At 60.9% G+C, this 12977-nt stretch carries 15 protein-coding genes; 5 read left to right on the forward strand and 10 right to left on the reverse strand.

Features of this window, described 5'->3' with window-relative positions; all coding sequences use genetic code 11:
• The first annotated feature begins 421 nt into the window (after window positions 1–421).
• Together NMB38_RS07725 and NMB38_RS07730 are read left to right on the forward strand one after the other, a co-directional pair.
• On the forward strand, window positions 422–892 hold the full coding sequence (locus tag NMB38_RS07725; protein ID WP_181074439.1) for a hypothetical protein: 471 nt from the start codon (window positions 422–424) through the stop codon (window positions 890–892).
• Window positions 889–1107 (forward strand): hypothetical protein, encoded by a 219-nt coding sequence (locus NMB38_RS07730; RefSeq protein ID WP_027915745.1) that lies wholly within the window; start codon window positions 889–891, stop codon window positions 1105–1107. Before NMB38_RS07725 ends, NMB38_RS07730 begins: the two co-directional genes overlap by 4 nt.
• 6 nt (window positions 1108–1113) lie before the next feature.
• Here the strand turns inward: NMB38_RS07730 and NMB38_RS07735 are convergent, their stop codons facing one another.
• From NMB38_RS07735 to NMB38_RS07765, 7 genes are all read right to left on the reverse strand, one after another.
• Window positions 1114–1479, reverse strand: coding sequence for a Na+/H+ antiporter subunit G (locus NMB38_RS07735; RefSeq protein ID WP_027915744.1), 366 nt, complete (start codon window positions 1477–1479; stop codon window positions 1114–1116).
• On the reverse strand, window positions 1476–1754 hold the full coding sequence (locus NMB38_RS07740) for a K+/H+ antiporter subunit F (protein WP_027915743.1): 279 nt from the start codon (window positions 1752–1754) through the stop codon (window positions 1476–1478). The genes NMB38_RS07735 and NMB38_RS07740 overlap by 4 nt, the downstream gene beginning before the upstream one ends.
• Window positions 1751–2239, reverse strand: a complete 489-nt coding sequence (locus NMB38_RS07745) for a Na+/H+ antiporter subunit E (RefSeq protein ID WP_027915742.1) — start codon at window positions 2237–2239, stop codon at window positions 1751–1753. Before NMB38_RS07745 ends, NMB38_RS07740 begins: the two co-directional genes overlap by 4 nt.
• Window positions 2236–3915: a monovalent cation/H+ antiporter subunit D gene (locus NMB38_RS07750; protein ID WP_028687294.1), complete on the reverse strand. Its 1680-nt coding sequence runs from the start codon at window positions 3913–3915 to the stop codon at window positions 2236–2238. The genes NMB38_RS07745 and NMB38_RS07750 overlap by 4 nt, the downstream gene beginning before the upstream one ends.
• A complete protein-coding gene (locus NMB38_RS07755; RefSeq protein ID WP_023534014.1) occupies window positions 3912–4256 on the reverse strand; it encodes a Na+/H+ antiporter subunit C in 345 nt (114 codons plus the stop codon). The genes NMB38_RS07750 and NMB38_RS07755 overlap by 4 nt, the downstream gene beginning before the upstream one ends.
• A complete protein-coding gene (locus NMB38_RS07760; RefSeq protein ID WP_049696279.1) occupies window positions 4256–7171 on the reverse strand; it encodes a monovalent cation/H+ antiporter subunit A in 2916 nt (971 codons plus the stop codon). The genes NMB38_RS07755 and NMB38_RS07760 overlap by 1 nt, the downstream gene beginning before the upstream one ends.
• Window positions 7172–7314: 143 nt before the next feature.
• Entirely contained in the window at window positions 7315–8262 is a 948-nt protein-coding gene (locus NMB38_RS07765; RefSeq protein ID WP_181074438.1) for a DMT family transporter, read from the reverse strand.
• Window positions 8263–8345: 83 nt separating this feature from the next.
• On the opposite strand from NMB38_RS07765, the gene NMB38_RS07770 reads away from it, so the two are divergent.
• Entirely contained in the window at window positions 8346–8909 is a 564-nt protein-coding gene (locus NMB38_RS07770) for a helix-turn-helix domain-containing protein (RefSeq protein ID WP_059183138.1), read from the forward strand.
• Between the two features lie 23 nt (window positions 8910–8932).
• Here the strand turns inward: NMB38_RS07770 and NMB38_RS07775 are convergent, their stop codons facing one another.
• Window positions 8933–9496 (reverse strand): cysteine hydrolase family protein, encoded by a 564-nt coding sequence (locus tag NMB38_RS07775; RefSeq protein ID WP_111475679.1) that lies wholly within the window; start codon window positions 9494–9496, stop codon window positions 8933–8935.
• An 82-nt stretch (window positions 9497–9578) separates the two neighbouring features.
• Here NMB38_RS07775 and NMB38_RS07780 point away from each other — a divergent pair, with 82 nt between their 5' ends.
• Window positions 9579–10613 (forward strand): GlxA family transcriptional regulator, encoded by a 1035-nt coding sequence (locus NMB38_RS07780; RefSeq protein ID WP_049696278.1) that lies wholly within the window; start codon window positions 9579–9581, stop codon window positions 10611–10613.
• Window positions 10614–10665: 52 nt separating this feature from the next.
• Window positions 10666–11022, forward strand: coding sequence for a hypothetical protein (locus NMB38_RS07785; protein WP_049696277.1), 357 nt, complete (start codon window positions 10666–10668; stop codon window positions 11020–11022).
• 3 nt (window positions 11023–11025) lie between these two features.
• Here NMB38_RS07785 and NMB38_RS07790 read toward each other — a convergent pair whose 3' ends face one another.
• Window positions 11026–11796, reverse strand: a complete 771-nt coding sequence (locus NMB38_RS07790; RefSeq protein ID WP_027915734.1) for an alpha/beta hydrolase family protein — start codon at window positions 11794–11796, stop codon at window positions 11026–11028.
• A complete protein-coding gene (locus tag NMB38_RS07795) occupies window positions 11780–12898 on the reverse strand; it encodes a DUF3182 family protein (RefSeq protein ID WP_345956867.1) in 1119 nt (372 codons plus the stop codon). Before NMB38_RS07795 ends, NMB38_RS07790 begins: the two co-directional genes overlap by 17 nt.
• Window positions 12899–12977: the final 79 nt, after the last annotated feature.

Here is a 12977-nt window from a genome sequence, read left to right on the forward strand (position 1 = left end):
GGGCTTTTTGCATTTCAGGCATCAAACCGCAACGCCCCATGCAATTCGCCTGGAGCAGTTGCGCAGTAACCGGCAAGCCTGTTAAAACATGGCGTCTCTCTAGGATTTCACTGTTTTCGGATATCCCGCCGATGATAGTGTGTGAGCCGCCATCAGGCTCCAAGGTCATGCACCCATCCGGAATCGCATTTTCATGGGCATGCAATGTCAGACGTTACGCCGGCAGCGCTTGGGCATGGCCCAAGGGTATGTAAGCGACAACAACGCCGGCCGTTAGAGTAAAAAATCCTGCACGCTGCATCGTCAGCGGGCACAGACATGTCGCCCAGCGTTTTATTAATCTCATTGCCTATCGATTTGAAATGGCCGTGCTTCGCGAGCTCCTGCGAGGGCGGGTTGTAAACGGTTGAGGATTACTTCATTGGCAGTCAGCACTCTTGATACACACGCGTTGTTCACCCTTGGCGATTTGCGCGGGAAACTGGCCCAGTTGTTCCAGGGTCGATTCGTCTATGTCACCGAGCAAAACCCCGAAGGCCTCTACATGGCCGAGATCGACACGGAAAGTGCGCTGGTAGTCGACGACAAGCAGCGCCTTGAATTGAAAGTCGGCGATCATTTTCGTGCCGCCGTGCTGCCCAGCCGCGAAGGCGGCAAGCTGGAAATGCGCTTTCGCGATATCAAGCTCAATGTGTATGGGGTAGGCGACTACGCGTTCGTATCGGTCCCGGAAGGCGAGGGGGTCGTACTGCGTGAAGGCCATGGCGTGATGCTGGTGTTTGCCGCCGATCAGCAAATTCAGGAAGGGCTCGGCAAGCTGTTGAAAGCCGTAACCGGCAAGGTTGCTAAATGGCGCAAGGGTGAGCTGACGACGTTCAAGGCAAGCGAGTGACGCTGCCAGAACAAGCGCCTGGATCACGGGAACGCTATCACCGTGAGCACCAGGCGCGCGCCATGGCCGAGGCGCAGCGGCTGCTCGCAGCCCGTGAAGCGATGCGCGGGCGATGGTTGGATTGGGTAGCTGCCCAATTGTATACCCAAGGCCCGCCTCATTACGTCGCCATGGTCAGACGCGCACTGCAGCAGTTGAGTGAGCAACCAGGCTAACTGCGGTCAATTGCCACGGTCCAGACCGCTGCTGACCTCCTCGGGTACCGGCTCTTTGGCCTGACGCTTGCGAAACAGCCCGGCGCGCGCCAGTAACAACGTAGTCACGGGCACCGTGATCGACAGCAGCACGGGAATCAGCCATGCGTGCAGCACCAATGACTCTTTCAGCCATGAAAAGTAGATGATCGAGCCAAGCGCGACGCACCAGGCCCCGATGGTCGAGGCCAGCGCTGGGGGGTGCATGCGTTGGAAATAGTCTTTCAGGCGCAGCAGACCAATTGCACCGATCAGTGCGAAAAGGCTGCCAGCTACCAGCAGTATGGCTGTGATCATTTCAAGCCAGAACGGCAGATTGAGTGCCTCGGTCATTCGATCACCTCACCACGCAGCAGGAACTTGGCCAAGGCGAAGGAGCCAACGAAGCCGAACAATGCAATGAGCAAGGCCCCTTCGAAATAGGTGTCACTGGCATACCTGATGCCCAGTACCAGCATGGTCAGCATTGCCAGAATGTACAGGTAATCCAGGGCCAGAACCCTGTCCTGCGCAGAAGGGCCTCGGAATAGCCGAAGCAGGGTAAGGCACATAGCCAGCGCAAAGATGAACAAGCTGGCGAGAACAGCGTTGGCGAGCAGTCCACTCATTGAAAGATCTCCATCAAGGGACGTTCGTAGACTTCCTTGAAATGCTGGATGAATGCCGCTTCATCATCCAGATCGAATACGTGCAGCAGTAGCACGCTACGGTCCAGGGCCAGTTCCGACCAGATGGTTCCAGGGATCACCGTCGTGATCATGGACAGCGCCGCAAGCCCATGGGGCTCGTGCAGATCCAGGGGAATGTGGACGAAGCCTGAGCGAGGCGGTCGCCTTCCAGCACCCAGAACGCCGCGAGCGACCTGCAGGTTGGACAGGATGACGTCCACCCCAACCCGGCCGATCAGCTTGACGATCACCCAGGGCCGTCGAACGTGGGCATGCTGCGGCCGTAATGGCGCCATCAGCAGCGGAGCCAGTGTCCCCAACACAGCGGCCAGGATGAGGTTACCCGGACTCAGCGAAAGGTTGAGCAACAGCCACAGGCCGAACAGGCATGCCGATAGCAGGGGGGCAGGAAAGAGTCGGCTCATGGCTGCACCTGAACGTCGAGCGAGGTGGGGCCAGGTTTCGGCTGCGCCGCCATGACTGCATCGATATAGGCATCAGGCGCCTGAAGGCTGGCGGCGGTGTCGAGGCTATAACGCAGCAGCGGCTCGGCCTTGAAGCTGAGCAGCATGCACAGGCCCAGCAATATCACGATCGGAAGGCATTCGAAACGCCTGAGCACCGGAGAGGGCCGCTCTTCGGGTTTCCAGAAACGTTGAATGCCGACGCGTCCGAAAGCGATCAGCGATGCCATTCCCGACAAGACCAGCAAGGCCACAAGGCCCCAGCCAGCGGCGCCCAGTGTGTATGGGCTCGGAACCCCCAGACCGTTGGGGTTGAACAGGGCACTGATCAAGTTGAGCTTGGCAACGAAGCCTGAAAGCGGTGGCATGCCGATGATCAGCAGCGCGCAAGCGATGAAGCTCAAGCCCAGAAATGCCATGGTCCATGGAATGACCTGCCCGATGACGGCTTTCTGATTGTCATCGAGGTTGATGCCTTTTGGGGGGTGAAGCGATTCCAGCAAGGCCGGCATGGCGTCTTCTTCCTCGTCCAATGGCAACTCATTGGCAGACCGCGAGCGCTCGATGAGTTCGGCCAGAAGGAACAAGGCGCACAAGGCCAGGGTAGAATTCACCAAGTAGAACAGCGCTGCTCCGGTCAACGCCAATTGTGAGAAGCCCACCGCCCCCAACAAGGTCCCAGCCGATACCAGAATACTCAACGCCGCCATGCGTTCCAGGCGCTGCGCTGCCAGGATCGACACCGCCGCCATGGCCAGGGTCGCCAGGCCTCCGTAAACCAGCCAATCCCCGCCGAAGTGGGCCGATGCCCCCGCTTGCCCGGAGAACAGCAACGTCCATACCCGCAGCACGGCATACAGCCCTACCTTGGTCATGATCGCAAAGAGTGCAGCCACTGGCGCGCTGGCAGACGCATAGGCTGGGACGAGCCAGAAGTTCAAGGGCCAGATGCCTGCTTTGACCAGAAACGCCATGGCGAGGATCGCTGCGCCTGCATGCAGCAAGCCGCGGTCGGCCTCGGGTACGAGCGGAATCTTCAGGGCCAGGTCCGCAAGGCTCAGTGTACCCGTCACGCCATACAGCATTGCCGCGCCAATCAGGAACAACGACGACGCGAAAAGGTTGACGGCGATGTAATGCAAGCCGGCCCGCACGCGTGCGCGGCCGGACCCGTGCAGCAGAAGACCGTATGAAGCTGCCAGCAGCACTTCGAAGAACACGAACAGGTTGAACAGGTCTGCCGTCAGGAATGCGCCGTACAGCCCCATCAGCTGGATCTGGAACAGCGCATGAAAACTTGCACCGGCGCCATCCCAGCGTGCCCGTGCGAACAGCAGGGCGCTTAGCCCGATGACGCCGGTCAGGGTCAGCATCAGCGCCGACAGGTGGTCTAATACCAGCACGATGCCGAATGGGGCTGGCCAGTTGCCCGGCAGGTAGACGCCGATCGATTCTGCCTGGCCCTGGGTACGCACCCAGAGCAGCAGGCTGACGGCGATGCCAAGACCGGCGAAGGTCGACAGCAGGTTCAGCCGTGCCTTGATCAATCGATGCTTTTCGCCCAGCAGCAACATGACTGCCGCTGTAATCAACGGCAGCAGGATAGGGGCAACGATCAGTTGGCTCATGCCGCTCATTCCTCACGCTCCCGGCCATCTACGTGGTCGGTGCCGGTCAGGCCGCGCGATGCCAGCAGCACCACGAGGAACAGGGCGGTCATGGCGAAGCTGATGACGATTGCCGTGAGTACCAGGGCCTGTGGCAGCGGATCGGTGTAGTGCAACAGGTCCTGGGTCACGCCTTCCTTGATGATGGGCTCCTTGCCGATGAACAGGCTGCCCATGCTGAAGATGAAAAGGTTGACCCCATAGGAAAGCAGGCACAAGCCCATGATCACCTGATAGGTGCGCGGGCGTAGCACCAACCAGACCCCGGAGGCGGCAAGCACGCCAATGGCCACTGCGATCACTTCTTCCATCAGGCGGCTCCTGCTTTACGGGTCTTGCCTGGACTGGCCGGGCGATAGGCACGTACCGACTGGTGGGCCAGGGCCGTGAGTATCAAGAGGGTCGAGCCGACGACCACGGTGAACACACCGACGTCGAAGAACAATGCGCTTGCCAGATGGATGTCTCCGAGCAGAGGAAGGTGCAGGTGCGCCGTATGGGTGGTCAGGAACGGGTAGCCGAACACGATGGCGCCGCCACCGGTCAAGGTTGCGCAGAGCAGGCCGGTGCCCATCCAGCGCAAGGGCCGCAGGCGCATCTGTGCTTCTACCCACTGGGTGCCTGCGACCATGTATTGCAGGATGAACGCCACCGAAGTCACCAACCCGGCGACGAAGCCGCCGCCTGGCTGATTGTGACCACGCATGAACAGGTACATCGACACCAGCAGCGCGATTGGCAGCAACAGGCGCACCAGTACAGCGGGCACCATCATGAAGCCCAGTGCGGTATCGGCAGCGTGGCGCGGGTTGATCAGGTCGGTGACGACATCTGGTGCCAACTGGCGCTGCTGGGTCGGCAATTGCATGCTTTCCTTGGGTGGGCGGAAGCGACGCAGAAGCGCGAAAACCGTCAACCCCACCGCGACCAGCACGGTGATTTCGCCCAGGGTATCGAAGCCGCGGAAATCCACCAGCATCACATTGACCACATTGGTACCACCACCTTGTGGCAGCGCGCGGCTCAAGTAGAACGATGAGATGTCATTGGGCGTAGGGCGGGTGAGCATGGCGTAGGACAGCACGGCCATCCCTGCGCCAACCAACACCGCCAGTAGCAGATCGCGCAAGCGACGCACGCGGGCGCGGTCGAACTTGCCGGGCAGAGGCGACACACCTTCGATACGACGTGGAAGCCAACGCAGACCAAGAAGGATCAGGACAGTGGTCACCACTTCGACGACCAACTGGGTCAGGGCCAGATCAGGCGCGGAGAACCACACAAAGGTGATACAGGTCATCAAGCCGCACACACTGACCATGGTCAGGGCCGCCAGACGGTGGTACTTGGCTTGGTACGCCGCACCGATCGCACAGGCAATGGCGATCACCCAGAGTGCGACGAATACCCCTGACCCCGGGATCTTGGGCCGTTCGCCCCAGGTCAGGCCACTGTAAAGCATGGGTGTCAGGCCGGCGAGGAAGGCGGCTACCACCAGCATGAACAGCTGCGCCTGCAGGCGCCGGCTGGTAAGCAGGTGCTCGATGCGCCGCGCCATCAGCATCAGCTGCACCTGGCCGTACTCAAAGAGGCGTTTGCCGTCGAATCGGCCCATCACGGGAGGGCAGGGGAAGCGGCCCCGTCGCAGTTGCTTGCGCAACAGCAGGTACAGAACCACGCCGCCACTCATGGCCACAAGGCTCATGATCAAAGGCGCATTCCAACCGTGCCAGATGGCCAGGCTGTACTCGGGTAGCGTACCCCCTACCACCGGCAGTGCCGCAGCGGCCAGCAACGGGCCTACGGACTGGGCGGGGAAAATGCCGACCACCAGGCATGTCAGCACCAGCAGCTCGACCGGCGCGCGCATCCAGCGCGGGGGTTCGTGTGGCGTATGCGGCAGGTCTTGGGCGGTGGGGCCGAAGAACACATCGACCGTGAAGCGCAGCGCGTAGGCCACGCTGAAAGTGCCGGCCAGGGTGGCGATCACCGGAAGCATGGCTTCGACCCAGGCGCTGGAAGTGATGAACACGGTTTCGGCGAAGAACATTTCCTTGGACAGGAAGCCGTTCATCAGCGGCACCCCCGCCATGGAGGCGCTGGCGACCATGGCCAGAGTGGCTGTGTAGGGAACCAGCCGGACCAGGCCGCTCAGGCGCCGGATGTCACGCGTACCACTTTCGTGGTCGATGATGCCAGCGGCCATGAACAACGACGCCTTGAAGGTTGCATGGTTGAGAATGTGGAAGACCGCCGCGACGGCGGCCAGCGAGCTGTTCAGGCCCAGCAACAGCGTGATGAGGCCCAGATGGCTGATGGTCGAGTAGGCCAGGAGGCCTTTGAGGTCATTCTGGAACATCGCTGCAAAAGCACCGAGCAGCAGCGTCAGCGCACCAGCACCCCCGACGATCCAGAACCATTCGTCGGTACCCGACAGCACTGGCCACAGGCGCGCCAGCAAAAATACGCCGGCCTTGACCATGGTTGCCGAATGCAAATACGCCGACACCGGCGTGGGTGCTGCCATGGCATGCGGTAGCCAGAAATGGAAGGGAAATTGCGCGCTTTTGCTCAGGGCGCCGATCAGGATCAGGGGCAACAGCACTGGGTAAAGCGCATGCTGGCGTATGGTGTCACCTGCAGCCAGGACCTTGTCCAGGTCATAGCTGCCCACCACATGGCCGAGCAGCAGCGCCCCCACCAGCAGGCACAAGCCTCCGGCACCGGTAACCATCAGCGCCATGTAGGCGCCACGGCGCGCGTCGGCCCGATGATGCCAGTAGCCGATCAAGAGGAAGGAGAAGAGGCTGGTGAGCTCCCAGAAAAACACCAGTTGTAAAAGGTTGCCCGACAGCACCAGCCCCAGCATTGCGCCCATGAATGCAAGGAAAAACGCAAAAAATCGCGGCACCGGGTCCTGTGGCGACATGTAGTAGCGCGCGTACAGAGACACCAACGTACCGATGCCCAGCACCAGCAGTGAGAACAGCCAGGCAAAGCCGTCCATGCGCAGCACGAAGTTGAGCCCGAGGCTGGGCAGCCACAGGAATTCTTCACGGATGACACCGCCATGGGCCACCTGTGGATAGAGAAGTGCTACCTGGACGGTGCCGACCAAGGCCACGAGCCCGGCGAGTATGGACTCGGCGTTACGTGCGTTGTGCGGCAGCGCGGCTGCCAGCAAACTGCCCACGAACGGCAGAAGCAATAGCACTATCAAAGACATAGAGTTCTATTCTGAGAGGTTTTCCAAGGATCATACGTGCCGGACGGGTCATCGACCAACACACAACCTGTCGCAGAATCATACAAAAGGGCTGTGACAGGCTGTTTTTTTATAACAGTTTTTTACAAAGGACAGTCGGACCTTTAGAGACCGGTCTTGAGTTGACGTTCATTCTGTGCAAGTTCGGTATCGGCAGGTTCTGGCCTGCGGCGTACTCGCAACTCGCTGATGACCACGGCGATGACGATCAGCAGGCCGCCCAACAGTGCCAATCCCGGCAGGCGTTCTCCCGCTATCCGTCCGACCAGGCCGGCCCAGACTGGCTCACCGGCGTAGATCAGCGTAGCCCGTGTGGGTGATACCGATTTCTGTGCCCAATTCATCGCCACTTGGATCACCGCGCTCATCAGGCCCAAGCCAATCGCACTGCTCAGCAAAAGCCAGGAGAAGTCGGGTACCGATTCCTGGGTAGGCAGCATCATCATGAATGCCAGCACCGAGGCCGTTGCCAGTTGCACCACGGTAACGCGGCGAACGTCGACACGCCCGGCAAAGCGACTGATCAGAATGATTTCGCCCGCGATGGCGACGGCGCTGACCAGTGTAACCAGCTCGCCTTCGCTCATGTGCAGGCTACCGGCCTGCGGGCCGGCCAGCAGCATCAGCCCAACGAAAGCCAGGCCGATCCCAAGGCTGGGCATCAGGCCCGGGCGCCGGCCCAGTATCAGCCATTGCAGCAGGGGTACGAAGGGCACGTAAAGCGCCGTGATGAACGCCGACTGGCTGCTGCTGATCGTCTGCAGGCCCATGGTCTGCAAGCCGTAGCCCAACATGATCAACACGCCAATGCACAGGCCCGCCTTGAATTCGACAAGGGTCAACCCTTGCAAGGCGCGCGCCGAGACCATGCCGACGAACAGGGCAGCCGCGGCAAAGCGCAAACCCACGAAGAACATGGGGCCGCTGACGGCCATCACGTTGTGCACCAGCAGGAAGGTACCGCCCCAGAGCATGGTGATGAACACCAGCACCCACTCGGCTTTGCTGAGACGGAACGAAAACGTGGGGCGTTGCGGGCGTGACTGATTCATGCGGTTGCAGGCTCGTAGGACAGGGCGCACAATCGGCGCAAAGTGGGCAGTATACTGCGCAACAACTAGGGATGAGCAATATAGTGCACAACGACACTTCGCATCGCGCTTCGGTGCTGCAACACGTGAGCTTGAACGTTCGCAGGCTGCGCAATGTGGCTGGCATCAGCCAGGCAACCTTGGCCGAGCGTTCAGGTGTCAGTCGTCGCATGCTGGTGGCGATTGAGGCGGGCGAAAAAAATGTCAGCCTAACCACGCTCGACCTCATCGCCGAGGCGCTCGGGGTGGCGTTCAGTACATTGATCCAGGCGCCTGACCAGCGTAACCCTGGTCGTATCGAAGAGTTGGCCTGGGCGGGTGAACATCCGCAAAGCCGGGCCATCCTGCTGGCAAGCAGCATGGCCCGTCGTGAAGTCGAGCTGTGGGAATGGACGCTGGCGGTCGGCGAGCACTATCGCAGCGAGGCGGATGCCGAAGGCTGGAGCGAGCAGATCTACGTGGTCGAAGGTGTACTGACGCTGATCATCGAGGATGTCGAGCACCGACTCGAGCAGGGCCGCTTTCACGTATTCGCCAGCAATTGCCGTTACGCCTATCGCAACGATGGCGCGGTGGCAGTGAAGTTCGTACGCAACGTTGTGATCTGAGGGCCGTACTGGCCGAAGGCCGATCAGGTGCGACCGGCAGCTTCTTCGAGCAGTGCATCAGTGCTGCGCACCGAGGCATAGGCGAACGCCAGGGCCGCCATCGATGCGTCATGCACCTGTGCAGCAGGTACCCATTTGCCGTTGAACTCCAGGGCCAGGGTGGCGCAGGCATCATGGGCGACCGTGACGACATACCCGAGGTCGGCTGCTGCGCGCACCGCCGCATCGATGCACATGTGGCTCATGCTGCCCACGACGGTCAGCGACTTGATACCCTGGCGTTCGAGCGTCGGCGCAAGATCGGTCGAGAGAAAAGCGTTGACCTTGTGCTTGAGAATCACAGCCTCTCCAGGTAACGGGTGAACACGCGGGTGAATGGCTGCGCCCGAAGAGCCTGGGGCAAAGAAGGGAGCGTCGGCGCTGTCGAACTCGTGGCGTACGTGCACGACGAAGTCTTTTGCATCGCGCGCAGCCTGGAGCAGGCGGGCCGCATTTTCAGCGGCGCGCTCGGCGCCCTCCAATGGCCACCTTCCGCCTGGGAAATAGTCGTTCTGGATATCGATGATGATCAGTGCATGGGTGCTCATGTTGCCTCCAAGGGCAGTGGTTTTGGCGGTTGCTTAGTTATAGGCTGTCGCGCGATAGGCGTGAATCGGCGCGAAAGACACTATGCGGGGCAAAACTGACATGGCTCGTTTTCTGGAGATTGGCCTGCTTCGCTATCCCGATGCACAAGAGGCAGCGATCCACGGCCTGCAAGACTTGTTCGCCGTGGCTAACCGCATGGCTGACACCTTGGGTGCGGCCCAGGCGCCTCGTGTACGTATCAGCGTATGGCGTGTGGGTGCGGAGGGGGAGATGCTGGCTGAGCCCCCACTAGGGGATGCCAGTGATGCTCGACTGCGTGTTCTGATCATCCCGCCAAGCCTGCATGCCATTCCCGACGACGCCTGCTTGGTTCGCCATCGTTCGGCTTTGTGCCGATTGCATCAGGAGGGCACCGTTCTGGCCTGCGTGTGCATCGGGGTATTCTTCATTGCGGCCTGTGGTCTGCTGGATGGACGCACTGCATGCGCTCACCGCAATCATGTGCAGATACTCGAGGCGCGTTACCCGCACGCCAGGGCCGAGGCTCAACAGGCGTTGCTCGATGACGGCGATATCGTCAGCTCCGCTGGCCTGATGGCATGGACCACTTTGGGCCTGTGCCTGGTGCAGCGCTTCATGGGCAATACCGTTGCAGCCGACACCGCGAACTTCCTGGCAGTAGAACCGGTACCTGACGCTTTGCCCGGTTCTCGCCTCAACCCGTTGCTCGATCATGGCGATGAAGCCGTCCTGAAGGTTCAGCACTGGTTACAAGCTACAGGCGCACGCACGGCGGACCTCGCAGCGATGGCGGCGCGCGCCTGCCTGGAACCACGCACGTTCTTGAGGCGGTTTCGCTTGGCCACAGCGTTGCGCCCTACCGAGTACTGTCAGCAGATAAGGGTGTGCCGGGCAGCACGTCTGCTGGAGTTCACGCGCAGGACAGTCGACCAGATCGCCTGGGATGTGGGTTATCGGGACGCGGGGGCGTTTCGCAAGGTCTTTCAGCGCGCTACAGGTGTCACCCCCAGTGCGTTTCGGCGGCAGGTGGTGGCACCACAGCCTGGAGGGCAGGTTGAAATGGATAGCGAACCTCTTGACCTCGAGATTGGTTGAGGTTTTAACCTTCCGGGCATTGCGATGTGTATCCCTTGTCAGGAGGTTGTTGATGTCAGGAAGTGTCCCTGCCATCTGGTACACCCAGATGATCGAATATCGGGTCGCCGTCGTCTTTCAGCAGGCATTGGCCCAGGCACTGGTGCTGCGCAGTGAGTCATTGGCAGCAGGCTGTGAAGACCTGCGGGCGGTCAGTGTCCAGGCCAGCGAAGATGGCTGCCGTGTGTTGCAGTCGCTGCAGTGGACCAACCGGGAGGCCGGTGAGGCGGCCATCGAGCAAGTGCTGGACGGGTCGTTTCTGAGCATGCTCCAGCAGTATCATGCCAGCGCCGTGAACTTCACTGCCTTCACGGCGCTGCGGAGTCTGGCTCGCCATCCTGACGGAGCGTTGTACTGCCAGATGGTGTGAGCTTCATGCGTACCAGGGTGCGTAGTGGGGATAGCGGTCCAGGCGAGCACCAATGACCATTTCGCTGATCCATGCCGCCAGCAGTGCGCTGTAGGCCTTCTGGCTTTCTTCGGTGGACAGGCCGTGGTCGGCGCCGTCGACGATCCGGTGGGTGAGCGAGTGGGCACTGCTGAAGGCTGAGCGGTAACTCATCAGCGTGCTGTGGGGTACGTAATCATCGTGCTCGGACTCCACCAGCAGAACATCGCCGCCAAACCCGGCGCAAGCAGCCAGTGCGCGGTTGTCAGATGGCGCCAGGGGGCGACGGCGATAGTCATTGAGCCGTTGTCGGTCCAGGGACTGCTTGGGCGTATTCCACTCCTCGTCCCAGTACATGGCCGGTACCCGCAGGGCCAGCCAGCGGACCGGGCGCATTGATGTCAACAAGGTGGCCAGGTAGCCGCCGTAGCTGCTGCCGATCACGGCGATGGCGTTGGCGTCCACGGTGGGGTGACTGACCAGCCGGTCGTAGGCCGTCAGCAGGTCCTGCAGATTCTGCTCTCGCGTCACTGTCAGACGCTGACTTTGGGTTTTCTCATGGCCACGAAGATCGAAGGTCATGCAGACGCAGCCAAGTCCTGTGATGTGCCGCGCCCTGGCAAGATCGCGTTGCTGGCTACCGCCCCAGCCGTGGACGAACAGGATGCCGGGGATTTTGCTGCCGGGGCTGACCAGGGTCGCGCAGATGGTATCCCCGTTCACCGGCAACTCTATCGTCTCACTCTGAATGGCCAACGTATCGGAGCTGCGCGTATTTGGTGAGTTGTCCGAGTTCACTGTCATTTCCTTGGTAAAAGAGAGTAGCGTGCGCGGGTAGCGCGGGCGTGCCAAACACTTCGTGGGTGCTAGCGCGCACTCGATTGACCAGACCGTTGGCAGCGAATGCCTGCAGGGCGAGCAATTCGGCGCTGCTGGCACCGCCCATCCGCCAGGATTGCTCCAGCACGCCACTGCGGATCTGACCTTTGGTGTCGGTGCCGCGGGCAATGTCGTAATTGCGGCGTGAGGCGATGAAGCCAGGTAAGTGTCGTTCGGCAGCCTGGTCATAAGCCATTGCCTGCTCGATCGCCAGGCGAACGCTGTCTTCCAAGGGCTCGCCCAGCAGAGACGCAAAGCCTCCTCGTACGAAGGTCAGGTCAGAGCCGCCGTACACCTCGATACCTTGGTGATCCTGGGTCAGTTGTTGTGTGCCGTAATAGCTGCACACCAATCCTGCAACCCGTACCTGGCCGACGCTGAACGTCTCGACGTTGGTCAGGTTCTGCTCCAGCACCAGGCCCCAGGTCATGAGTTCTTCGTCATCCACTGAACAGAGCAGGGGTTCGAATTCCTCAAGCGTAGAAAACACCACTTGCCCTCGACCCGCGCATGCGCGCACGGGTTTGAGTCGTGCGGGCCCTTCCACCAATAGTAGTTGAGCCGCGCGCCGTGCGGTGGCCTTGTCAAACACGGTGTAGCCCTTGAGCAGCGCCTCGCACGCCTGCCGCGCAAATGCTTCAGGCCAATCAGGCTTCGGTGGAGCACCTGGCGGCAGAGGATGCGAAATGGCTTTGGTGGCCATGAAGGGGTGGGCGACGGCACCGCCGAAAAAGTCGGCCTCGCTCTCTATGCCAAGGGCTGTCAGATGGGCCGGATCAACCAACGGCTGTGTGAGCATGTAGTAATAGGAGGCGTGCGCTTCTGGCGGTCCGTTCAGGTCAACCACGGGGCAACCCAGCAGCTGTGCGAAGCCTTCCGATAGCTTGCGGTAGACGGCGTGCTCGTGATCGGGGGTATGGGGGCGAGTGTCGAGTATCACGACGCCTTGTTTGTGCTGACAGGCATTGGGCATGGCGATCCGCCTTGCAGGGAGACTGTACTGCCTATGAATCCGGGACCTTGGTTAAGTTCAGCATGGCAGGATCGGCGGTACAGTC

The organism is Pseudomonas sp. FBCC-B35 (assembly GCF_059133755.1).

Bases quoted from the DNA above. Each gene is read 5' to 3' on its own strand.
- NMB38_RS07785 (WP_049696277.1), top strand. From the start codon at position 10,666: ATGTCAGGAAGTGTCCCTGCCATCTGGTACACCCAGATGATCGAATAT.
- NMB38_RS07735 (WP_027915744.1), bottom strand. From the start codon at position 1,479: ATGACCGAGGCACTCAATCTGCCGTTCTGGCTTGAAATGATCACAGCC.
- NMB38_RS07740 (WP_027915743.1), bottom strand. From the start codon at position 1,754: ATGAGTGGACTGCTCGCCAACGCTGTTCTCGCCAGCTTGTTCATCTTT.
- NMB38_RS07750 (WP_028687294.1), bottom strand. From the start codon at position 3,915: ATGAGCGGCATGAGCCAACTGATCGTTGCCCCTATCCTGCTGCCGTTG.
- NMB38_RS07755 (WP_023534014.1), bottom strand. From the start codon at position 4,256: ATGGAAGAAGTGATCGCAGTGGCCATTGGCGTGCTTGCCGCCTCCGGG.
- NMB38_RS07775 (WP_111475679.1), bottom strand. From the start codon at position 9,496: ATGAGCACCCATGCACTGATCATCATCGATATCCAGAACGACTATTTC.
- NMB38_RS07780 (WP_049696278.1), top strand. From the start codon at position 9,579: ATGCGGGGCAAAACTGACATGGCTCGTTTTCTGGAGATTGGCCTGCTT.
- NMB38_RS07760 (WP_049696279.1), bottom strand. From the start codon at position 7,171: ATGTCTTTGATAGTGCTATTGCTTCTGCCGTTCGTGGGCAGTTTGCTG.
- NMB38_RS07765 (WP_181074438.1), bottom strand. From the start codon at position 8,262: ATGAATCAGTCACGCCCGCAACGCCCCACGTTTTCGTTCCGTCTCAGC.
- NMB38_RS07745 (WP_027915742.1), bottom strand. From the start codon at position 2,239: ATGAGCCGACTCTTTCCTGCCCCCCTGCTATCGGCATGCCTGTTCGGC.